Source organism: Rudaeicoccus suwonensis (genome assembly GCF_007829035.1).
GTDB lineage: Bacteria > Actinomycetota > Actinomycetes > Actinomycetales > Dermatophilaceae > Rudaeicoccus > Rudaeicoccus suwonensis.
The window spans coordinates 1,666,649-1,689,468 of sequence record NZ_VIVQ01000001.1; the positions used below are offsets into that span (position 1 = coordinate 1,666,649).

Sequence of the window (22,820 nt, forward strand, 5' to 3'; positions counted from 1 at the left end):
TCGGCGGCATGCGCGCACTCACCGTCATACCGATGCAGCAGGGCTCTTTGGCAGTGCAGGACATGCCCGAGCCGGACGCCGGGCTCGGTGACGTGCTCGTCGACGGTCTCGCCGTCGGAGTCTGCGGCACGGACCACGAGCTGAGCGAAGGTCTCTACGGCTGGGCACCCGAGGGTGCGCAGCGGCTGATCATCGGGCACGAGTCGCTCGGCCGGGTGCGCGAAGCACCGGCGGGGTGCGGTTTCGACGCGGGCGACCTGATCGTGGGCATCGTGCGGATGCCCGACCCGAAGCCCTGCGGCGCCTGCGCACACGGTGAGTGGGACATGTGCCGCAACGGGCTCTACACCGAGCACGGCATCCAAGCAGTTGCACGGTTTCGCGGCAGAACACTGGCGGGTGCGATCCGACCACGCGGTGAAACTCGACCCCTCGCTGCAGTCGGTCGGGATGCTGATGGAACCGACGACCGTCGTCGCCAAGGCGTGGGAGCAGGTCGACCGGGTCGGTGGTCGCGGCTGGTTCGACCCGACGTCGGTGCTGATCACCGGTGCGGGTCCGATCGGGTTGCTGGGCGCCATGCTGGGCGTGCAGCGCGGGATGGACGTGCACGTGCTCGACCGGATGACCGACGGTTTGAAGCCGCAGCTCGTGCGTGACCTGGGAGCGACGTATCACAGCGACCCGGTCGGCGAGGTGCTTGCTGCGGTTCGCCCGGAGGTCGTGATCGAGGGCACCGGCGCGGCGCCGGTGATCGAGGAGACGCTGAGAAATGCTGTGCCGTATGCGATCACGGTGCTGACCGGGATCTCCAACCCCGGCAGGAGCGAGAGCATCGACCTGGGTGCCATCAACCGCGGGCTGGTGCTCGACAACGGCGCCATCGTGGGCTCGGTGAATGCAAACCTGCGGCACTACGAGGCCGCCGCGGCGGCGTTGGCTGCTGCCGACCGGTCGTGGCTGGAGCGCCTGATCACCCGGCGCGTGCCGTTGGAGCAGTTCGCTGACGCATTCGCCGCACGCGCCGATGACGTCAAGGTCGTCCTGACCATCAGCTGACCTGAGTCGTCGGCTCGCGCGCGTCGACACCGACCGGTCTGCCCGGGCATCTTCTGCGTGAACAGGACCGTCTGCCCCAGCACGTTCTGGCCTGTCACCGCTCGCAGGCAGAATGTGCGGGTGCGTTCCGAGGCCAGTGTCATGCACCTCGACCTCGACGCCTTCTTCGCCGCGGTCGAGCAGCGTGACAAACCGTCGCTGCGGGGCCGACCGGTGTGCGTCGGTGGCGTCGGCTCTCGAGGAGTGGTGTCGACCGCGTCATACGAAGCACGGGCCTTCGGCGCACGTTCTGCCATGCCGACAGCGGAGGCACGACGGCGTTGCCCGCCTGGCACGGCCTTTCTGTATCCACGCGTCGAGGCCTACCGGACATCGAGCCGAATCGTCATGGATCTGCTACGGCAGCTCTCGCCGGTCGTCGAGCAGGTGAGCGTCGACGAGGCGTATGTCGATCTCGCGGCCGACCCCGCCCGTGACCTGTCACCGGATGCGTTGCGCACCGAGATCGGTGAACTACTCGACCGGATCACCGAAACCACCGGCGGCCTCACCGCGTCGGTCGGCCTGGCATCGTCGAAGATGCTGGCCAAGATCGGTTCGGAGCTCGACAAGCCGCGCGGGCTCGTGATCGTTCCGGCCGGGCAGGAGCTGGAAGTGCTGTCACCGTTGTCGGTGCGGGTGGTGAGCGGCATCGGTCCGGCGACCGGGTCTCGGCTGCGCACCTTCGGCATTGAGAGCGTTGCCGACCTGCAGCGGCTGGAACGCGCCGACCTGGTCAGCATCTTCGGCGAAGCCCACGGCGGCAGCCTTTACGAGTTGGCTCGCGCGCGCGACGACCGGTCCGTCGTCGTCGAGCACGAGGCCAAGAGCGTGTCCGCGGAGGAGACATTCGAGACCGACATCGTCGACCGCACAGTGCTGGATGCCGAGCTCGACTCGCTGTCCCGACGCACGTCGGCTCGGCTCGCCAAGGGGGCATTGTTCGCCAGAACCGTCACGATCAAGGTCCGCCAGCACGACTTCACCACCTTCACCCGTTCGGCGACCCTCATGCACGCCACCGGCGACGCGGGGACGATCGCCGACGTCGCCCGCCGGCTGCTCGACGCAGTCGACGTGTCGGGAGGACTGCGGCTGCTCGGCGTGGGAGTGTCCGGGTTCAGCGACCATGCGCAGGAGCAACTGCGCTTCGGCGACGACATTCCTCCCACCACAGAGCCTGACCGACACGACAAGTCCGACGGAGCACCCACCGACGAAGCTGCCATCCGCCCGGGCCGTCGGACGCCGGGCCCCGCGGCATACACGAGGACAGGCCCGCTGACCTGGGCACCGGGGCAGGACGTGGAGCACGCCGAGTATGGCGCCGGCTGGGTCTGGGGCAGCGGTCGCGGGCGGGTGACAGTCCGTTTTGAAGGCCCGGCGAGAAGTTCCGGTCCGGTCCGCACCTTCGCCACCGACGACCCCGACCTCAGCGCGGCACCACCGCCGGCATGGTGATCGTGCTCAGAAGGTGACGGCGCGCGTGAGGTGATCTTCCTCGCACGGGGACATCGCTCGCACGACGCCGTCGCGAAGCGGTCGTCACACTAAGGTGACGGGGTGACGATCCGGGTTGCCCTCCAGCACCGCACGACCTACCGATTCGATCAGCCGGTCACGGTGCACCCGCACACCGTCCGGCTACGGCCGGCGCCGCACAGCCGGACTCCGATCAGCGCGTACTCACTGTCGATCGTGCCGCGTGGGCACTTCATCAACTGGCAGCAGGACGCCTTCGGCAACTACCTGGCGCGGCTGGTGTTTCCCGAGAAGGTCAGCGAACTCGACATCTGCGTCGACCTGGTCGCCGACATGACCGTGATCAACCCCTTCGATTTCTTCGTCGAGGAGTATGCCGAGCGGTATCCCTTCGACTACCCCCGTGAACTGCGCGCCGACCTCGAGCCCTACCTGCGGCCGGTCGATGAGTCCGGCACCGGCACCGGCCCGGGCGCGGTCGTGTCGTCCTGGGTGCGCGACACCATCAGCTGGCCCGACGACGGCAGCCGCATCGTGGACTTCCTCGTCACGATCAACCAGCAGGTGCACGAGGCCGTCGGCTACACGCTGCGCATGGAACCTGGCGTGCAGACGCCCGACCAGACGCTGACTGCGGCGCTCGGCTCGTGTCGTGACAGCGCCTGGCTGCTTGTGTCGGTGCTGCGGCAGCTGGGTCTGGCCGCCCGTTTCGTCTCCGGGTACCTGATCCAGTTGACCTCGGACGTCGCACCGGTGGACGGGCCGAGCGGCCCGGCGGAGGATTTCACCGACCTGCACGCGTGGGCCGAGGTCTACGTCCCCGGTGCCGGTTGGATCGGACTCGACGCAACCTCAGGGCTCTTCGCGGGCGAGGGGCATATTCCGCTGTGCGCCACGCCGCATCCCTCCAGTGCCGCACCCATCTCGGGTGCCACGGATTTTGTCGGTGTCGACTTCGAGTTCTCCAACACCGTCAGCCGGGTCTTCGAGGACCCGCGCGTCACTCGGCCCTACTCACCGGACCAGTGGTCGCGGGTCCAGGCATTGGGGGCGCATGTCGACAGCTTGCTCGAGGCGGGGGACGTGCGCCTCACGATGGGCGGTGAACCTACCTTCGTGTCCGCAGCCGACACCTCCACGCCGCAGTGGGAGACCGCTGCCGATGGTCCCGAAAAGCGTGAACTGGCAACCCGATTGGCACACACGCTCAAGCAGCGCTGGGCGCCCGGTGGCCTCAGCCACCACGGTCAGGGCAAGTGGTACCCCGGCGAACCTCTGCCGCGGTGGCAGATCGGTCTGATCTGGCGCGCCGACGGTGATCCGGTCTGGGGTGACCAGTCCCTGCTGGACGACCCGTGGGGCGAACCTGTCGTCGAGCCGGCCAGTGTCGCCGCCGCCGAGCGCGTGCGCGCCCTGGCCCACGGCATTGCCGCACGTCTTGGTGTGCCGGCCGAGTGCACCAGGGCTGCGTACGAGGATCCGGTCGACCGGCTCCTCACCGAGGTGCGGGTGCCGGCGGGCGCACGGCCGGACGACGACATCGATCCCGAATCACTCTCGAACACAACGGAATCCGATCGCCAGGAAATCGTCGAGAGTGTCGATGCCAACGCCGGAGTGCCGGCCGGCTGGGTCGTGCCGGTGTTCCCGTTGCCGGACGGTGACGGTTGGGGGACCACGCACTGGCGCACCCGCCGGTCGCGCCTGTTCCTGATGTCAGGCACCTCGCCGCTCGGGTTGAGGCTGCCGCTGGGCTCGATCGCGTGGACCGACGCGCCATACGTGCCGGACGCCTCGCCCTTCGCCGCGCGCGGTGCCCTGCCGTCATACGAGCCCGTTGACGACAACCCCGACGTCGCTCCCGCGGTCGTACTCGACATCGAGGAGGCACCGCGCACCGCCCTGGCCGTCGAAGAGCGCGATGGCCACCTGATGGTCTTCCTGCCGCCGCTGAGCGAGCTCGACGATGCGCTGTCACTGCTGCGCGCGGTGGAGGGTGCTGCTCGCGCCGTCGGCTCGCCGGTCGTGCTCGAGGGCTACGCGCCTCCTGGCGATCCGCGCACCCGGTCGCTGACGGTCACTCCGGACCCGGGTGTCATCGAGGTCAACGTCCAGCCGACGGCATCCTGGCAGGAACTCGAGACGTTGACCACGACCTTGTTCGAAGATGCCCGCCAGTGCGGCCTCGCGACGGAAAAGTTCGACCTCGATGGCACCCACACCGGCACCGGTGGTGGCAACCACATCACGCTCGGCGGGCGAAGCGCCGCGGAGTCGCCGATGCTGCGCAGGCCCGATCTGCTGCGGTCGATGCTGACCTTCTGGCAGCACCACCCGGCGATGTCCTATGTCTTCTCCGGCAGGTTCATCGGTCCGACCAGCCAGTCACCGCGCGTCGACGAGGGCCGGCACGAGACACTCTACGAACTTGAGATCGCCTTCGCCGAGTTGGAGCGCGTCGCGGCCGAGCCGCCGGAGGAGTCGCTGCCGTGGCTCACCGACCGCCTGCTGCGCCATCTGCTCACCGACATCACCGGCAACACCCACCGCTCCGAGTTCTGCGTCGACAAGCTCTACAGCCCCGACTCAGACCGAGGACGACTGGGGTTGCTGGAATTACGTGGTTTCGAGATGCCGCCGCACCCGCAGATGTCGCTCGTGCAGGCGCTGCTGGTGCGCGCGCTGGTCGCCAGATTCTGGGACGAGCCGTATGCCGGGTCTCTCGTGCGCTGGGGCACCCGTCTGCACGACCGGTTCCTCCTGCCGGCCTTCGCGGCGGCCGATCTGCGCGACGTCGTCGGCTATCTCAACGACGGGCTGCACAATGCGCCGCCGTTCGACCTGGCGTGGCTGGATCCCTTCCTGGAGTTCCGTTTCCCGCGCCTGGGTGAGGTCGACGTCGAGGGCGTGCACCTCGAACTCCGTCAGTCCGTCGAGCCATGGCATGTGCTGGGCGAGGAAGTGAGCCAGTCGGGCACCGCCCGGTATGTCGATTCCTCCGTGGAGAAGGTCCAGGTCGCTGCGACCGGTCTTGTGCCGGGGCGCCATGTCGTCACGTGCAACGGGGTGCCCGTGCCACTGGTGCCGGTCCCCGGCAGTGGTTGGGGATTCGGTTCTCCTGGCACGGGATCGGCGCCCGACACCTGGGCCGGAGGCGTGCGCTTCCGGGCGTGGGCACCACCGTCGGCGCTGCACCCCACGATCGGTGTGCACTCGCCGCTGGTCTTCGATCTGGTCGACCGCTGGAACGAGCGATCGCTGGGTGGCTTCACCTACCACGTGGTGCACCCGGGGGGCCGTTCCTACGACGACTATCCGGTCAACGCCGAGGCAGCCGAGTCGCGTCGCAATGCGCGCTTCGAGGCCATCGGACACACCTCCGGGCGCGTCGACACGAGCAGGTGGCCGGAGTACGAGCGACTGGTGCGGCACGGCGGCGGGGAGTACCCCTCGACGCTGGATCTGCGGCGCTTCTCCGCCGGCCACCGCGTCACCTCGTAGGGTGGCTGCCACCATGACAGCGCTCACCCGCGACGACACCTCCGAGGTCGTCGGCACCTACCGGCAGCGGCTGGCGGATCTGGGCGCACCGCTGCTCGACGAGGTCCTGACTGCCGATGCCGTACGGCCCGCGAGCGTCGATCTGGTGGACCGCGTGAACGCACTCGGCGTCGATGTGCTCCGCGCCCGCAAGGCCGCCGCCCGTCGCTACCTGCAGGACGACGGCGTCACCTACGGCGTGAGCGCCGACGGTAACCGCAGCGGCCAGTGGCGCCTGGATCCGCTGCCAGTGGTGATCCCGGAGGACGAATGGCGTTCTCTTCGCGCGGGATTGCAGCAACGTGCCGAGCTGCTCGATCTCGTCCTGCGTGACCTGTATGCCGATCGCCGGTTGTTGCGCGAACGGGTGATTCCAGCGCGAGCGGTCCTGGGACACCCCGGCTACCTCCCGCAAGCTGTAGCGTCGGTCGATCCTGCCAAGAGGCAATTGATCCTGCCGTGTGCCGACCTGGTCCGGTCCTCCGGCGGTGACTGGGTTGTCATCGGCGACCGCGCCCAGGCTCCGTCGGGTGCGGGATACGCGATGGCCGACCGCCGCATCGTCGGACGGACGATGCCGGGGCTCTATCGCCATACCGAACTCTCCCGGTTGCGCGGCTTCTTCGACGACATGCGCCTGGCGTTGACGGACGCCGCGGCGGAGTCTGTGGCGCAGCCACGTGTCGTGCTGCTGTCGCCCGGGCCGTTGAGCGAGACCGCATTCGACCAGGCCTTCGTCGCGAGCCTGCTGGGGCTGCCGCTGGTGCAGTCGCAGGATCTGACCATGCGCGACGGGCGGGTCTGGTTGCGCACGACCGGCCGGCTGGAACCGGTCGACGTGATCCTGCGACGGGTCGACTCCGAATGGACCGACCCACTCGATCTGCTGTCGGCGTCACGGCTCGGCGTCCCTGGGCTGCTCGAAGCGGCCAGGACCAAAGCCGTGCGGATCGTGAACCCGATCGGCTCGGGTGTCCTGGAGAATCCCGCGTTGCTGCCCTACCTCGATGACGCGGCGCGTCTGCTGCTCGGTGAGCCACTGCGCCTGACCAGCGTGCGCACCTGGTGGTGCGGCGACAAGGAGCGGTCTCGCGAGGCGCTGGACCGGCTGCCCGAACTGGTGATCAAGCGCGCCGGTTCGCACACCCGATTCGGATGGGAGCTGACCCAGGACGAGGTTGACGCCACCCGCGCACAGATCGCGGACGAACCCTGGGCGTGGTCACTGCAGGAGCAGGCACCGATGTCGACCGTGCCGGTCATCAGCGGCGACGGGCTGTGGCCCCGGCACTTCGTCCTGCGCACCTTCGGCGTCGGCACCGAAAGCGAATACCGTTTCATGCCAGGTGGATTGGGCCGTGTCGCCGTCACCGAGTCCAGTCGCATGGTCTCCAACGTCATCGGCAGCCAGGCCAAGGATGTCTGGGTGCTGTCAGCAGGCGAAACCGCCGTCGACCACCACGAGCCGTCCGGCTGGTCCCGTGAGCTGCTGCCCGGGTTCGCGACCGGCAACGTCGGCCTGGCGCCGCGAGCCGCCGAAGATCTGTTCTGGCTCGGGCGGTATGCCGAGCGCGCCGAGACAGGCTCCCGGCTGTTGCTGGTGGCCGACGATCTGGTGGCCGACACGATGGGTCGGGCAGGAACGACGGCGGCCGCAGCGACCGAGGTGTTGTTGAAGGCGATCAGTGCGCTGACAACGGTTCCCTTCACCGCGCCGAGCCCGTCCAGTTCTTCGGTGACGGGTACGTCCCACGGCACTCCGGCCGAAGCGGGCACTTCGGGCGCGTCCGACGAGGCGAGCCGGCCGGGCGGCAGCGACGAGTTGGCGTTCCTGCAGCGACTGCTGTCGGAGGGGCACACGGCGGGCACCATCGCCTTCGCAGTCGGCCGGCTCATCGACGCGGCTCGCGCCGCCCGCGAGTTGTTGTCCATCGACACCTGGCTGATCCTCGGCCGGCTCGACCGGGCGTTGCAGGATGAACTACCCGCCGACGGGCATCTGCAGCCGGTCGTGTCGCAGGTGCTCGAGTCGCTCATCGCGCTTTCCGGCCTCAGCGCGGAAAGCCTGGTGCGCGACCTGATCTGGTCCTTCCTCGACGCCGGCCGCCGGGTGGAGCGTGCCCAGCAGACCGTGGCGCTGTTGCGGCATACGGTCGCCACCGATCGTGCCCCTATCACCGACGGACAGGTCGTCGAAGCGGTGCTGCGCGCGACCGACAGTCTGATCACGCACCGCCGACGCATCGCGGGAGGGCAAGGTCCGGCCTCTCCGCTGCACGTCGCAATCGACCTGCTGCTGCGTGACCGCACCAACCCGAGATCTGTGGCCTTCCAGCTCGACCGGTTGGCTCTCGCGCTGGACGCAGTGCCGGATTCGACCATCTCGCAAGCAATTTCGCAGATGCGGCAGTCGATTGCCGACTTCGACATCGACGCAGGCGTAGATCTGCAACGGCAGGGCCTGGGGGATGTGTTGGCCAGCCTCAACGGCGATCTGCGCGCACTTGCGTCGCAGATCGAAACAACTCACTTCGTGCGGCCGGCGACACAGCAGGCTCTTTCCGGTGGTGACCTGTCCACTGTGGGAGGACGGTCGTATGACTGAAGATCTGCACGCACCGCGCCACTACGAGGTGCGTCACGCGACGGAGTACACGTACGACGACTACGTCACGACGTCATACGCCCGCGCCTGTCTGCGGCCCCGCGAGACTCCCCAGCAGACGGTGGTGTCAAATCTGATCGAGGTGCTGCCTGCTGCGGACGTCCTGACCGAGCACCGCGACGTCTTCGGCAACTGGAGCCACTACATCGAGGTGCGCACGCGGCATACCGAACTCAAGGTCAATAAGACCAGCGTGGTGACGATCACTTGGCCGGAGGTGGACCTCGATCGGCTCAACCGCTGGACGGTCGCCGAGGCCGTGAAGCAGTTGCGACGTGCCGGCGGCGTCGATCCGGTCGATCATGCGATGTACTCGCTGCCGTCGGCGCTCGTCGAGATCACGCCCGCGGTGCGGCGGTACGCGAGCGAGATCCTGCCCGCCAACCGGCCGTATGGCGAGGCTCTTGTCGATCTCCACCACCGCATCTTCACCGACTTCGCCTACACCAAGGGCGCGACATCGACCACGACCACGCTGAGTGAGCTGCTGGAGAGCCGCGCCGGCGTCTGCCAGGACTTCGCCCATCTGGGTGCCGGATGCCTGCGGGCGGTGGGGCTGCCCGGCCGCTATGTCAGCGGGTACATCGAGACGGCACCGCCGCCCGGCAAACCGAAGCTGGCCGGTTCCGATGCAACGCACGCGTGGTGCGCGGCGATGGTGCCCGGTGGTGGATGGGTCGACCTGGACCCGACGAACGACCACTTCGCGGATTCGCGGTATGTCGTGACGGCGTGGGGACGCGACTTCCGCGACGTCTCGCCGTTGAAGGGTGTGATCTTCACCGAGAGCAAGTCCAGCCGGTTGCGGGTGGCGGTCGACGTGACCCCGCTCGAGGCGTCCGCGGTGCCGACGCCGCTGCCGGGCCCGAGTTCCCGCGAGGTAGTCCCGGGCTGACGCCGGTGACCGGGCAGAGATCTCGTGAGAGGTGCCGGCTGATGCCTCAGACCAGCCCGCGAGTCACCAGCGGGGGAGGCCGGTGACCTTTGACACTGGCCACCATCTCCAGCACCTGCCGGGTCTCGACAACGTTGTGCGCGCGGAAGACCGACGCACCGTGCCACGCCGAAATAGCTGTGGCGGCCAGGGTTCCGGACAGACGCTCCGCTGGAGGAAGCCCGCCGAGGGTCTCGCCGACGAAGTCCTTGTTGGACACAGCAACCAGCACCGGCCAGCCGGTCGCGACCAGTTCATTCAGCCGACGGGTGAGCGCCAACGAGTGCCAGGTGTTCTTGCCGAAGTCGTGGGTGGGGTCGATCAGGATCCCCTCCGCCGGGACGCCGCGATCGACCAGGTCGTGTGCGGCGGCAGTCACCGTGTCGAGGACCTCGCCGACGACATCGTCATACTGCACACGGAACGGCCTGCTGCGCGGCGTGGCCCCGCCGGTATGCGAACACACGTAGCCGGTGCCGAATTCGATTGCCACGTCGGCGAGTTCGGGATCATGGCCGGCCCAGGTGTCGTTGAGCAGGTCGGCGCCCTCCGCACAGGTGGCGGCCCCGACCTCGTGGCGCCAGGTGTCGACGCTGATGATCACATCGGGAAACATCTCGCGCAGCGCAGCGACGAACGGCACCACCCGGCGACATTCCTCGGCAACATCGACATCGTCCCCGACCCCGGCCTTCACCCCACCGACGTCGAGTATGTCGGCGCCCGCCTCGACAGCGCGGCGCGCCGCGGCCATGGCCGGCGCATCGAAAAATGTCGCACCGTTGTCGTAGAACGAGTCCGGTGTGCGATTGATGATCGCCATGACCAGAGCGCGGTCACTGCGCACCGTGCGGCCACGGAACATCATCGGCATGAGTCAGAGCCTAACCAGCCGGAGCGAGCTGGATGGTCGCGGGCGCGTCCCGGCATACAGCCCGATCGGTGAGTCTGCGGAGCTACCTCCGCGGATCGGGCGCGCAGATCAGAGGTAACCGATCAAACTCAGCGGATCAGGTTCAGTGGGTGGATCGCCGGTGCACCGGCCATGTGATCGCCGGCTGCCGCAAAGGCTGCCTGGATGTGTGGCGTCTGCATGTGCGCATCGAGATCAGCTTTGGACGACCAGGTCTCGACGGTGACGAAAACCGTTGGATCCACTGTCGATTGGCTCAACTCATAGCTGACGCAGCCCTCCTCACCCCGTGTCGGTTCGACGAGATCGGTGAGGGCGTTGCGCACGATGTCCTCCGATCCGGCCTTGGCGGTGATGATGGCGACGACCTGCACATCGGGCATTGACGGATCCGCTCTGTCATCCGGTGTGAACCGGTTCGGGATGTTTCGGGTGCTCTTCATGTATACGCCCGTCGACCTCAGTGGCGATGGTTAGGCTGCCGACGTGCTCACTCATTGTGTGGTCGTACCTGACGCACCGGTCCTCATTCCGTCGTTGGGTGGGTCCTCGGATTCCCTCGACCGGTGGCGCTCTGACTGCGTATCTGCAGTTCGGGTGGTCGACTGCGAGGATGCCGTTTGGCTCGCCATCGGTGTCGGCGGGCGGTCCGAGTCGATTTCGTCCGACATGGTGGCGCGTCTTTCGTCTTTCGGCGGGGCTGGATCAGTGTCGTTCAGTGACAACGCTGTTCAGGGCATCCGGCGTCCGCCGCCGGCGATGGCGGTCGCCGGATGGCTGCGCGAACAAGCTGGTGTGGCCCGCCTGACAGCAGAAGTCGTCCGAGAGGACGCGACGGCTGTCGAGTGCCGTGCTCTCGGTGCGAAGCTGCGCGCCGCCGCGACGCACCTGCTGGTGCTCGGCAGCGGCACCTTCACCTGGGAACCGACCGACACGGCGCCGGTCGCCGACGTTCACCCGATCGATGACATCGTGGCGAAGGCGCTGTCCGCGGGCGACCTGAGCCCGGTGGCAGCACTCGACGCCGACGTATGTCGCAACCTCCGGGTGACCGGTCGCGCCCCGTGGCAGGTCCTCGCCGGTGCGACTGAAACTGCTGCCATCGCAGTGGATTCGGCGGTGATGGAGGCGCCATACGGCGTGACGTATCACTTGGCCAGCTGGCGAATCGGCTGATCTCGGGATGTTGGATCAGCACCCGATCACCGGTCAGTCCTTCGAATCACCGGTGCCACCATGCTCCGGCTGGCCTGGTGATCCGGCTGAGCCGGCCACTCCAGTGGCCAGCTCGGAGGAACAGGTCGAACGGTTGGCGGCAGGTGCGGCTGATCTGACACAGCTCAATGCCCTGGTATCGGTATGTCGTGCGTGCCCTCGTCTGGTCGCCTGGCGCGAGGAGGTGGCGACGAGCGGACGACGCAGATCCTTTGCGAATCAACCGTATTGGGGTCGGCCGGTGCCCAGCTTCGGTGATCCGAACGCGAAGCACCTCATCGTCGGGCTCGCCCCTGCGGCGAACGGCGCCAATCGCACCGGGCGGATGTTCACCGGGGATCGATCCGGTGACTGGATCTACGCTGCACTCCATCGCGCGGGCTACGCATCGCAGTCGGTCTCGGAACATGCCGGCGACGGAATGGCGCTGACCGGCATACGTATCGCGGCTGCCGTCCACTGTGCTCCGCCGGACAACAAGCCGACCGTCGACGAGCGAGCCATGTGTGGCCACTGGCTCGACAGAGAACTCGAACTGTCCCTGCCGGATCTGACGTCGATCCTGGCGCTCGGTTCGTTCGCCTGGGACGCGACGATCGGCGCGGCACGCCGGCTCAGGTGGGAGGTGCCGCGTCCCAAACCTCGATTCGGTCACGGCGCGGTCACCGAGTTCAGGGCGGCGGGACGGGTGATCCGTGTCGTGGGCAGCTACCACGTCAGCCAGCAGAACACCTTCACGGGCAAGCTCACCGAGCCCATGCTCGACGCGGCAATCGCGCTTCTCCAATGGGCATGAGTAGACACAGGATCATTGATCTCACGCGCCCGATGGCAAGCGAAGTTCGACTACGGTGAACGCAGCCAGCGATGAAACCTCATGTGCGGTGGGCAGGCTCAAAGTAATGTCATTGGACCGTCCCATCCCACGTTGGCGTGGGCGCGTCGAAGTTCGATAGGGATTGGAGTTCGACTGTGAGAGGTTGGCCGATCAGCACCGGAAACGCCTCGACCCACTTGAGTGTCCGTCCTGGCAGGATGCTGGCGTCCGAGACACCGACATTCGACTCGACATCGATTACTGGTTGAACCTCTTGTGTCCCGGCGGTCGCTTGGAAGTACAAACCGGAGGAGTCGAATGAAGTGTCGCCGGTATTCACCACTGTGACCGTGAACTTTCGAAACTTGCCACCAGCAATAGGGGTCGCCGCCGCGTACTCGCTCGGTGTGTACGCCTCAAGTGGCGAAAGAGTGATGTCGAGGTTGTCAGCGGAGTCCTTGTAGGTAGCTCCGAACGGGATCGTGCCGGACTCCTGACTGCTCGTGGCGGCTGGTATCGAGCGGCTGGGTGCCGATGTAGTTGGCCCTGATGGGACTGATGCGCTCGCGGCAGCGCTTGAAGCGGTAGACGGCGCAGATACGGACGGCGCCGATGAGGCGCTGCACCCGGTGAGCAAGGCGAGCGGTAGGACGGTGATGAGTACCCCTGATTTGTTCATGCGCCGGACAGTAACGTCCAGAGGCGACAACGTCGATGGATCAACGTCGGTGGATCACCTCGGACACAACGTCGCATGTGATTCGAATCCGCTTTGAGGATCGGATCCGCTGGCGTCACACACCGGGCTGGCTTCGGGATATGAAAGCGGGCTCCAGGTACAAGAAAGGGCTCCGGCGCTGTGCACCGAAGCCCTTTTCGCTGTGTCCGGAGGGGGACTTGAACCCCCACCCCCGTTAGGGGACTAGCACCTCAAGCTAGCGCGTCTGCCATTCCGCCACCCGGACAAGTGGACGTTGAAACCACCGGTTTCCCGGGTGGCCAACGACCGGAAACACTAGCACGGGGGCAGCCGGATTCCGGAATCGACCGATTGGCCGTCAACGAGCTCCGCCGGCCCCCACGCCGGTCAGACCGACAGGCCGAAATCCCTGATCACACCAGCGAGTCCGGAGGAGTACCCCTGCCCGACCGCGCGGAACTTCCACTCGCCGTTGTTGCGGTACAACTCTCCGAACACGAGCGCCGATTCGGTTGCGGCATCCTCGCCGAGGTCGAAGCGCGCACCCTTCTCGGAGTTCGTCGGGTCGTCGGCATCGAACACACGGATGTAGGCGTCGGAGACCTGTCCGAAGTTCTGACCACGGGCTTCCGCCTGATCGATCGAGGCGACGAAGACGAGCTTGGCGACGTCCGGGGAGACTGACGAGAGCGCGATCTTGATCTGCTCGTCGTCACCGTCGCCCTCACCGGTGCGGTTGTCGCCCTGATGCTGCACGGCACCGCCGTCACCGCTCATGTTGTTGTAGAACACGAAGTCGCTCTCGCCGCGCACCTTGCCGTCCGCACCGCAGATGATGACCGAGGCATCCAGATCGAACTGCGCTCCGTCGGTGGTGCGCGGGTTCCAGCCGAGACCGACCAGCGCGGTCGACATACCGGGCGCTGCTTTCTCCAGCGAGATGTTCGCGCCCTTGCTCAGGTTGATGGCCATGTGTGATCCCCTTGTTCGAGAGTCGATGAGTTCTGCCAGTCTCAGCGCAAGAAGCCGCCCGCAGGTTCCCGACCGTCCACTGAAAACCTCGCGTCAGGAGACTTTGACGATAAGTTTCCCGAAGTTCGCACCGCGCAACAGCCCGCGGAATGCGTCCACGGTGTTCTCCAAACCCTCGACGATGTCCTCGCGGTAGGCAACCTGACCGTCGGCGATCCACGAGCTCATGTCGCGCTGGAACTGCTCGTGCTGGCTCGGCCAGAATTCGCTCTGGATGAAGCCACGAATCGTGAGGCTCTTGGTGAGAATCCGGCCCATGAGCTGCCCGGACCGATCGGGACCCTCCGGCAACGATGTCGCGTTGTAGGACGACACCAGCCCGCAGACGGGCACCCGCGCATACAGGTTCAGCCGGGGAGCCACGGCATCCCAAACGGCGCCACCGACGTTCTCGAAGTAGACGTCGACCCCGTCGGGAGTGGCGGCCTTGAGCTGGTCGCGGAAGTCCGGAGCGCGGTGATCGATGGCCGCATCGAAGCCGAGTTCGTTCAGATAGGCGACCTTCTTCGGACCGCCGGCGATACCGACCGCCCGGGCGCCCTTGACGCGCGCGATCTGACCGACGGCTGAACCCACCGGACCGGTCGCGGCCGCCACCACGACGGTCTCACCCTCCTTGGGCTGACCGATGGTCAGCAGACCCGAATATGCAGTGAAACCAGGCATGCCCAGTACTCCCAGCGCAGTCGACAGCGGCGCTGCATCGGGATCGAGCTTCACCAAATGCTTGGTCGACTCCACCGAGGCGGATTGCCAACCGCCATACCCGAGCACCACGTCCCCCGGTTGGAACCGGTCGCTCGCCTCGACCACTCGCGAGACGGTCGCACCGACCATCGTCTGGCCGATCTCGACCGGGGCCGCGTATGACGGAGCGTCGCTCATCCGGCCGCGCATGTAGGGATCCAGCGACAGGAACAGCGTCTGCAGCAGCGCTTGGCCGTCGCCCGGTTGAGGGAGGTCCACGGTCTCGATGCGGAAGTCGTCGTCGGTTGGTTCGCCGACCGGTCGGGATGCCAGAACGATTCGTGTGGTCTGCATCCATCCAACGTATGTCAGTGCGGAGGGTCAGACTGAGCCAGTGCTGATGTATGCCGTCGTCGCCGCCTCCCGTGATCTTGCCGCGACCCGTTCACGAAACGCCAAACGGGACGTCGTCGCGAGCGTCTTGCAGGCTGCGTCGGATGTCGAGGTGCCGCTGGTCGCGGACTATCTCGCCGGGGTGCTGCCGCAACGACGAGTGGGCGTCGGTTATCGCGCACTGCAGACACTTCCCGAACCTGCCTCGTCGCCGACACTGACGGTGAGCCAGGTTGACGGTCTGCTCGGCGAACTCGGCCGAGTCGCAGGGTCCGGGTCCGGAATGACCCGAAAGTCTTTGTTGGAGAGTCTTTTCGGACTGGCGACGGCGTCCGAACAGACCTTTCTTCGCGGATTGATCCAGGGCGAGCTACGGCAGGGTGCGGGCGACGGAATCATGCTCGCAGCCATCGCACACGCAGCCGACGTGCCAGAACCGGCAGTGCGCCGGGCGGTGATGCTGGCCGGCCGCGCCGCCCCGGTGGCAGCGGCGGCCATGTCAGGCGGTCTGCCCGCAGTCGAGGCGGTGCAGCTCGAACTCGGTCGTCCGCTGCGACCGATGCTCGCCGGGTCCGAACCGACCGTCACCGACGCCCTCGGGGGACCGCGCGCTGCTGATGAGCCTGCCGCGTCGACCCCCGTCGAGCGGTCGCCGAGGGGCGAGACTCGGTCACCTGAAGCTGTGCCTGCCTCAACAGCTGTGCCTGCCTCAACAGCTGCGCACGTCATCGAGACCAAGCTCGACGGAATCCGAATCCAGGTGCACAAACGTGGGGCCGACGTGAGCGTGTTCACGCGCACGCTCGAGGTCATCACCGACCGACTGCCAGAAGTCGTTGAAGCGGTGGCAAGTCTGCCCGCGCGTGACATGGTGCTCGACGGCGAGGCCATCGCGCTGCGATCGGACGGCTCGCCCGAGCCGTTCCAGGTCACCGGTGCACGCACGGCCAGTCGTGTCGATCCTGCGACATTGCGGGTCGAAACACCGGTCACCGCCCTGTTCTTCGACCTCCTGCACATCGACGGTCGTGACCTCATCGACGAGCCCCTGCACGAGAGGCTGGCGCACCTGGATGCCGTTGTGCCTCAGCGATGGCGACCTGCACGGGTCTTCACGTCCGATCCGCTCGAGGCTGAGTCGTTCTTCGAAGATCAGGTCGCTTTCGGTCATGAGGGAGTCGTCGTCAAGACGCTGGCTGCGCCATACGCCGCGGGCCGTCGCGGAGCAGGGTGGGTGAAGGTCAAACCTCGCCACACGTTGGACCTCGTCGTGCTCGCCGTCGAGCGGGGGAGCGGTCGCAGGAGTGGATTCTTGTCGAACATCCATCTGGGCGCCCGAGATCCGCGTACCGGAGATCTGGTGATGCTCGGCAAAACGTTCAAGGGGATGACCGACGAGATGTTGCGCTGGCAGACACAGCGGTTCACCGAGCTGGCGCTACGTTCCCCGACGCAAGACTCCGGCGACGACCCGACCGGCAACGACCCGACCGGCAACGACCCGACGTGCGACGACCCGACCGATCACATTGCGCCGGACGGCAACCCCGAGGACGACACCCTCGTGGACTGGGTCGTCCGAGTGCGCCCCGAACAGGTCGTCGAGATCGCCTTCGACGGCATCCAGCGTTCGTCGCGATATCCGGCAGGTATGGCGCTGCGCTTCGCCCGCGTGCTGCGCTACCGCGATGACAAGAGCGCTGACGAGGCCGACACGATCGACGTGGTGCGCCGTCTCGCGGGTTTCTGACGAACGCGCTCGTGGCATGGTGGTGGCATGAGCGATCAGCAGACCCGTGACGCAGGCAATCTCACCGCCGAGGACGAAGTGGTCCGCATCTGTCAGGACCTCATCGGCATCGACACCAGCAACTACGGCGACGGCCGCGGCCCGGGCGAACGCAAAGCCGCCGAATATGTGATGACGGAGTTGACCGAGGTCGGACTCGACCCGGTGCTGCTGGAGAGTGAGCCCGGACGAGCCAGCGTGATCGTGCGGATCGAGGGGGAGGACAGCACCCGCCCAGGGCTTGCGGTGCACGGCCACCTCGACGTTGTTCCCGCGAATCCGGATGACTGGCAGGTGGATCCATTCGCAGCGGAAATCAAGGACGACTGCGTCTGGGGCCGCGGAGCGGTCGACATGAAGGACATGGACGCGATGATCCTGGCGAACGTCCGCGAACTCGCACGGTCCGGTCGCAAGCCGCCCCGAGACCTGGTGGTCGGGTTTCTTGCCGATGAGGAGGCCGGTGGTCTCAAGGGCAGTCACTGGCTGGTCGACAAGCACGCTGACCTGTTCGACGGGGTCAGTGAGGCCATCAGCGAAGTCGGCGGCTACTCGGTGACCTTCGATGACAAGCAGGGCCAGCAGCAGCGTGCGTATCTGCTGCAGACCGCCGAGAAGGGCATTGCGTGGCTGCGGCTGCACGCCCACGGCCGGGCCGGGCACGGTTCAGTGCCTAACGATGAGAACGCTGTCGTCCGCCTCGCCGAAGCGATCACCCGGATCAACGCGCACACCTGGCCGCGCGAGTACATCGCTTCGGTACGACAACTGCTGGATGGTTTGTCGGACCTGGTGGGCATCAGCTACACCGACGACGACGCGTCCGCCCTGATGCAACGCCTCGGCGGAGCTCGGGGGTTTGTGGAGGGCACCCTGCGCGACACCGCCAATTTCACAATGCTGGACAGCGGTTACAAGCACAACGTCATACCGCAGACCGCTTCGGCGTCGCTTGATTGCCGCTTCTTGCCGGGCCACGAGGACGAACTCATGTCGGTCATCCGGGAGCTTGCCGGCGAGTATGTCGATGTCGAGGTGCTGCATCACGACATTGCGCTGGATGCACCGTTCGAGGGGCGACTGGTCGAGGCGATGACGTCGTCTCTGCTTGCCGAAGACCCGGGCGCCGCGGTGCTGCCGTACTGCCTGTCGGGTGGGACGGACAACAAGGCGCTGAAGAAGCTGGGCATCGTGGGCTACGGCTTCGCGCCGTTGCGGTTGCCGGCTGATCTCGACTTCGCACCGATGTTCCACGGCATCGATGAGCGAGTTCCGTTGTCCTCACTGCACTTCGGAGCACGCGTGCTGGGCAGGTTCCTCGCGACCTGCTGAATTGCGATTCGGAGCACGCGTGCTGGGCAGGTTCCTCGCGACCTAGTGAACTTCCGTTCCGCGCGCACGTGACCGACGAGCCTCCGTGCGGTCTGCCGATCAGCCAACCCGATCAGCCAACTTGCTCGACCTGCGCGGTCAGGCGACGTTCGTGGACTCGAAGCCGCTGCGACGCCCTGCCACGACATCCGTCTGCCGCTGGCGTTCGCCCATGCGGCCTGGTGTGAGGTCCCATGTCACGTGTCCGGCTGTTGTGGTGGCGGTGTAGCCGTCGCGGTGAATGATGGTGTGGTGTCGGGCGCAGACGAGGGCTGAGTTGGTCAGGCTGGTGCCGCCGCCGGCCCACCAGGGGATGATGTGGTGGACTTCGCACCATGCGGGTGGTCGGTCGCATCCGGGGAAGGTGCAGTGCCGGTCTCGGACGATCACGGCTGTGCGTAAACCTGCGGTGACGAGTCGTTTTTGTCGTCCGACGTCGAGTGGTTCGCTTGTTGCACCGAGTACGACGGAGATGAGGTCTGCGTCGCATGCCAGTCGGCGTGCGGATGCCGGATCGATGACGTCCCCACTGCTCGTGATTGCGTGGCCGCGACCCTCTGTGAGGCCTTCCAGTGGAAGCAGAACGGCGACCTTCGCGGTGCCGGACATCGGCGACATTGAGGTATCCAGATCACGTGTGGCATGCGTGATCAGCTCGAGCAGTGCATCGAGTCGACGCTTTCCGGGTGAGCGCGTATCTCGCCGAGCGCTGGCACCGACGGTGCTGTCGTCAACGGTGCTGTCGTCAACGGTGCTGTCGTCAACGGTGCTGTCGTCAACGGTGCTGTCGTCGACGGTCGTGGGCGGGCTGGCACAGCTCGCACTGTCTGGTTGCGTTGGTACAGCACCCGTTGTTACAGCATCCGATTTTGCAGCGCCGGATTTTGTAGCACCGGACTTTGCAGCGCCGGGCTTTGCAGCGCCTAGTTCGGTTGCTGCTTCTCCGGTCGACGTACGACAGTCGCCGGTGTCTCTTTCTGTCGTGCCTTCTGCGGGGTCCTTTGTGTCAGCCTCGTCGCGAGTCATGTCGGTGCCTTCGCCGTCCCCGTTCTCGGCAGGCTTACCGTCGCGGGCGTTTGCTGCTGAACCGGGGTAGCGAGTCACGTCGGCGTCATACGTGCCGCTCGTGTCTGGCACGTTTTTCACTTCTTCACGACGCGTCTTAGGTCGCGGAGCGCTGGTGGCGTTGAGTGCTTCTTTGACGATCGCGGCGTGAGCGGGGGACAGGTCGGCGATCAGACGCACCATTCCAGTGGGTAATTCGCGCCAGGTGAGGGATTCCACCTGCTGGTGGTGGTCCTCGTCGTCCGCGAGTTGATCGTCACCGAAGGCGGCGATCAGGCGCCTGGTCAGGGTGCGTAAAGAGCGAGGACTGAAGTCTTCGAGTGCGAGAAACCATGAGTGGATCTCGCTGCGTTCAACGGTCGGGAACAGTGGCGCGACTTTTTCTGCTTCGCGCAGAGCGACTGCGGCAGTGCCTACTGTGACCTGCCCGTCTCGGACTGCCCCGATGATGGCGTGGTTGCGCGCATCCCGTGCGGCGGTGGCGATATCGGCGATCGCGCGTGCTTGGTGGTGAGTGGTGCCCGGGGTCAGATCACGCACCCATTGCGTGGTCGATGCTGCGGTGGACTGTGCGACAACGCCGCGATCGACCGCGTCTGCTGCGGCGAGTGCGGCGATCGCCTCGGCGCGGTGGCTGATGGTCAAAGCCGCTGATGCCAGATGCGCCAGATCGCGCTCAGCGAGTTGATAGGTGGCAGCCGGCCACGCCTGGAGCACCTGCACGAACTCGTCCGTGGCATTCAGCAGTTCGGCGGCGTGGCCGGGTGCTGCGGGTGTGACCTGATCGCAGGCGACAGTCAGCGGAGTGTCAGGTGTTGTCGGAACGTGTTCCATGACCGCCTCCTCGCGCTGTGGTTGGTTGATTCGACCTATGACTATTAGAACATATGTCGGAACCCGTGACAAGTGTCTAACCGCGTGAAATCTGTTAAAACACAACGCAATTCGTGATCGTTATCCACAAGCTCCGCATCTGTCGGTCTTCATCCACAGAGCACCAGAATTCAGATTTCCGTCCGTCCACAGTGAGTGGACCAGGGCCGCGGGCCGACGAGGGTGCAGATCTCGTAGCCAATATCGCCGCAATGGAAGACAGGAGGAATGTGACGGATCCAGGAGGGTCGCGGCGGCGAACGTAGGGGCAGGGGAAGGCCCACCGCGAGAGGGCGACAAGAACGGCGAGCGCGGCGAACGTAGGGGCAGGAGAAGGCCCACGTGATGTCGGCCTGAGACACGCCAACTCCGAAGGACGGACGCGCGTGAGATCGGCATGCTGCGCGAACCCACCGAGATGACTTCCGTCGTCTATCCACGAGGTCACCCATCGCCCGGGGAACTACCGAACACTTTGTCGTCGACATCGCGTTCACCCGACGAGGTCACCCATCGCGCAGGGGATACCCGGGTGAAAGTCCGCTCAGGCCGTGCGGGCGACCCGGATGATGCGCCGCCGCAACCACACTCGCCGCGCCCCGCCCATGTAGACCCGCGTCCGTGCCAGCTCCCAGTGGCCGTATTCGGCGTGGTCGGTGAGCGCTTGGCGCACATCTGCGCGGCTGGTGTCACGGGGAAAGGTCAGCACCCGAAATTCGTATTCGGTCATCACCGTCGATTATCCACATCGCGCTCACGCAACCGCATCGAATCCGCAGCGACACAGCTGGAATCCAGGGTCGCGCTGCCAACACGCGGCTCCGACCGCTACCGTCTGATCATGACCGCAGACCCGCGCGCCGCTTTGTCCTCGCTTGTGAGTGCCTTCGAACGTCACCTTGAGGCTGCAGCCGCCCGGCGTGACGAGAACGACCCGACCGTCGTTGCCGCCTACCGCGACCTTGCGGACGCTTTTGAGAGCTACGACGACGCCCTGATGGACACCTATGGCGAGGTCACCCCGCTCGAGGTGTACAGCGGCGATGACGACGATGAGTTCGACGATGACGATGAAGATGACGACGAGGATGACGACGACCTCGACGACGAGGACGAAGACAACCACTACATCGGCTTGCCCGACGACGAGGCAGACGACGTGGAGTTCGAAGACCGCAACTGACACGGCGTTCCGCCGGCAGATCAACCGGCCCCTCACCGCACGCGGCAGACCGGTCAGCCGATGGCGCTCAGCCGGTCCTGCTCAGCCCTGACTCCACCGGGCCGGGTCCGACACGTCGTCGAGCGCCTGCCCGATCTGCGGGGGAAGCTCGAGCGTCTCGCTGCGCAACACCGTTCTCAGCTGCGCGGCATTGCGCGCCCCGACGATCAGCGAGTCCACACCCCGCCGTTCGCGCGCCCACGCCAGTGCCACCTCGGCCGGAGTGCTCGACAACCCATCTGCGGCCATGACGACCGCGTCGACGATCGCGTCACTGTGTCCGCCGAGCCGCTTCTTGGCCCATTGGGTATGACGCCCGGCGGCTGCTCGTGAGTCTGCCGGCACACCCCGCCGGTATTTTCCGGTGAGCACGCCACCGGCCATGGGCGCCCAGGCGAGCACTCCCGCGCCAACGTGCGCCGCGGCAGGAATGGCCTCCGCCTCAGCCGTGCGTTCAACGAGACTGTGCTCGATCTCGTTGGCCACCAGCGGGATACGCGCCTGCGAGAGATACGCCGCAGCGGCCACGAGCTGCCATCCCGCGTAGTTGCTGACCCCGACATACCGAGCGCGTCCCGACGTGACCGCGTATTCGCACGCCGACATCGTCTCGGCGAGCGGCACGTCCGGGCTCCACGTGTGCACCAACCAGAGGTCGAGGTGGTCGGTCCGCAACCGGCGCAGAGATACATCCAACTGGTCCAGCAACGTGCCTCGGGAGGTGTCGACCACCCGATGCCCGGTCGTCCGCGAGATGCCGGCCTTGCTGATGAGAGTGATCTCGGATCGCGCGCCGTCGGCCAGCAGCTCGCCGAGCAACTCTTCGGATCCACCATCGGCATACCCGTACGCGGTATCGATCGAGATGCCGCCGGAATCCCTGAAGTCCCGAAGCAAGACCGCCGCCTCGACCGGGTCGACGCTGTCCGCCCAGCCCATCGTGCCGAGAGTCAGACTGCTGACCCGCAGCCCCGATTTGCCGAGAGTCCGAATACGCACCCACCCACGGTAGTCGGCGGGCGGC

General features: G+C 66.4%; 17 protein-coding genes, 1 tRNA gene and 1 pseudogene. 11 read left to right on the forward strand and 8 right to left on the reverse strand.

All coding sequences use genetic code 11. The features are described from left to right. Positions 1-62: 62 nt before the first annotated feature. The 6 genes and pseudogenes from BKA23_RS17965 to BKA23_RS07640 all read left to right on the forward strand — a co-directional run. A pseudogene (locus BKA23_RS17965) lies at positions 63-290 on the forward strand (alcohol dehydrogenase catalytic domain-containing protein); the annotation flags it as partial. A gap of 109 nt (positions 291-399) precedes the next feature. After that, positions 400-1,059 (forward strand): MDR/zinc-dependent alcohol dehydrogenase-like family protein, encoded by a 660-nt coding sequence (locus tag BKA23_RS17970; protein ID WP_246104509.1) that lies wholly within the window; start codon positions 400-402, stop codon positions 1,057-1,059. A 120-nt stretch (positions 1,060-1,179) separates the two neighbouring features. Beyond that, positions 1,180-2,559: a DNA polymerase IV gene (locus tag BKA23_RS07625; RefSeq protein ID WP_145226946.1), complete on the forward strand. Its 1,380-nt coding sequence runs from the start codon at positions 1,180-1,182 to the stop codon at positions 2,557-2,559. A gap of 102 nt (positions 2,560-2,661) precedes the next feature. Then, positions 2,662-6,081, forward strand: a complete 3,420-nt coding sequence (locus BKA23_RS07630) for a transglutaminase family protein (RefSeq protein WP_145226949.1) — start codon at positions 2,662-2,664, stop codon at positions 6,079-6,081. Between the two features lie 13 nt (positions 6,082-6,094). Beyond that, positions 6,095-8,725, forward strand: coding sequence for a circularly permuted type 2 ATP-grasp protein (locus tag BKA23_RS07635; RefSeq protein WP_145226951.1), 2,631 nt, complete (start codon positions 6,095-6,097; stop codon positions 8,723-8,725). Then, on the forward strand, positions 8,718-9,680 hold the full coding sequence (locus BKA23_RS07640) for a transglutaminase family protein (protein ID WP_145226953.1): 963 nt from the start codon (positions 8,718-8,720) through the stop codon (positions 9,678-9,680). Before BKA23_RS07635 ends, BKA23_RS07640 begins: the two co-directional genes overlap by 8 nt. 46 nt (positions 9,681-9,726) lie before the next feature. Here BKA23_RS07640 and folP read toward each other — a convergent pair whose 3' ends face one another. Together folP and BKA23_RS07650 are read right to left on the reverse strand one after the other, a co-directional pair. Further along, the gene (gene folP, locus BKA23_RS07645; RefSeq protein WP_145226955.1) at positions 9,727-10,593 is read right to left on the reverse strand and encodes a dihydropteroate synthase; all 867 of its coding nucleotides are present in this window, start codon (positions 10,591-10,593) and stop codon (positions 9,727-9,729) included. 128 nt (positions 10,594-10,721) lie between these two features. Further along, a complete protein-coding gene (locus BKA23_RS07650) occupies positions 10,722-11,015 on the reverse strand; it encodes a putative quinol monooxygenase (RefSeq protein ID WP_145226957.1) in 294 nt (97 codons plus the stop codon). 325 nt (positions 11,016-11,340) lie between these two features. Here BKA23_RS07650 and BKA23_RS07655 point away from each other — a divergent pair, with 325 nt between their 5' ends. Continuing rightward, positions 11,341-11,808: a class III extradiol ring-cleavage dioxygenase family protein gene (locus BKA23_RS07655; RefSeq protein ID WP_145226959.1), complete on the forward strand. Its 468-nt coding sequence runs from the start codon at positions 11,341-11,343 to the stop codon at positions 11,806-11,808. 7 nt (positions 11,809-11,815) lie between these two features. After that, positions 11,816-12,643 (forward strand): uracil-DNA glycosylase, encoded by an 828-nt coding sequence (locus BKA23_RS07660; protein ID WP_145226961.1) that lies wholly within the window; start codon positions 11,816-11,818, stop codon positions 12,641-12,643. Between the two features lie 903 nt (positions 12,644-13,546). Here the strand turns inward: BKA23_RS07660 and BKA23_RS07665 are convergent. The 3 genes from BKA23_RS07665 to BKA23_RS07675 all read right to left on the reverse strand — a co-directional run bounded on the left by BKA23_RS07665 (position 13,547) and on the right by BKA23_RS07675 (position 15,437). Beyond that, positions 13,547-13,629: transfer RNA gene (locus BKA23_RS07665), tRNA-Leu, on the reverse strand. A gap of 122 nt (positions 13,630-13,751) precedes the next feature. Further along, complete coding sequence (locus BKA23_RS07670) at positions 13,752-14,336, reverse strand: TerD family protein (protein WP_145226963.1); 585 nt, start codon at positions 14,334-14,336, stop codon at positions 13,752-13,754. Between the two features lie 93 nt (positions 14,337-14,429). Then, positions 14,430-15,437: an NADP-dependent oxidoreductase gene (locus BKA23_RS07675; protein WP_145226965.1), complete on the reverse strand. Its 1,008-nt coding sequence runs from the start codon at positions 15,435-15,437 to the stop codon at positions 14,430-14,432. Positions 15,438-15,483: 46 nt separating this feature from the next. Here BKA23_RS07675 and BKA23_RS07680 point away from each other — a divergent pair, with 46 nt between their 5' ends. Together BKA23_RS07680 and BKA23_RS07685 are read left to right on the forward strand one after the other, a co-directional pair. Beyond that, positions 15,484-17,226: an ATP-dependent DNA ligase gene (locus BKA23_RS07680; RefSeq protein ID WP_145228327.1), complete on the forward strand. Its 1,743-nt coding sequence runs from the start codon at positions 15,484-15,486 to the stop codon at positions 17,224-17,226. Positions 17,227-17,253: 27 nt separating this feature from the next. Then, positions 17,254-18,597 (forward strand): M20/M25/M40 family metallo-hydrolase, encoded by a 1,344-nt coding sequence (locus BKA23_RS07685; protein WP_145226967.1) that lies wholly within the window; start codon positions 17,254-17,256, stop codon positions 18,595-18,597. Positions 18,598-18,735: 138 nt separating this feature from the next. Here BKA23_RS07685 and BKA23_RS07690 read toward each other — a convergent pair whose 3' ends face one another. Then, a complete protein-coding gene (locus tag BKA23_RS07690) occupies positions 18,736-20,535 on the reverse strand; it encodes an HNH endonuclease signature motif containing protein (protein ID WP_145226969.1) in 1,800 nt (599 codons plus the stop codon). A gap of 583 nt (positions 20,536-21,118) precedes the next feature. Then, positions 21,119-21,304 (reverse strand): DUF5703 family protein, encoded by a 186-nt coding sequence (locus tag BKA23_RS07695; RefSeq protein WP_145226971.1) that lies wholly within the window; start codon positions 21,302-21,304, stop codon positions 21,119-21,121. Positions 21,305-21,415: 111 nt separating this feature from the next. Between BKA23_RS07695 and BKA23_RS17625 the strand changes: the two genes are divergently transcribed. Further along, positions 21,416-21,757 (forward strand): hypothetical protein, encoded by a 342-nt coding sequence (locus tag BKA23_RS17625; protein WP_170226416.1) that lies wholly within the window; start codon positions 21,416-21,418, stop codon positions 21,755-21,757. An 81-nt stretch (positions 21,758-21,838) separates the two neighbouring features. On the opposite strand, the gene BKA23_RS07700 is transcribed toward BKA23_RS17625, so the two are convergent. Beyond that, entirely contained in the window at positions 21,839-22,795 is a 957-nt protein-coding gene (locus BKA23_RS07700; protein WP_145226973.1) for an aldo/keto reductase, read from the reverse strand. Between the last annotated feature and the right edge of the window lie 25 nt (positions 22,796-22,820).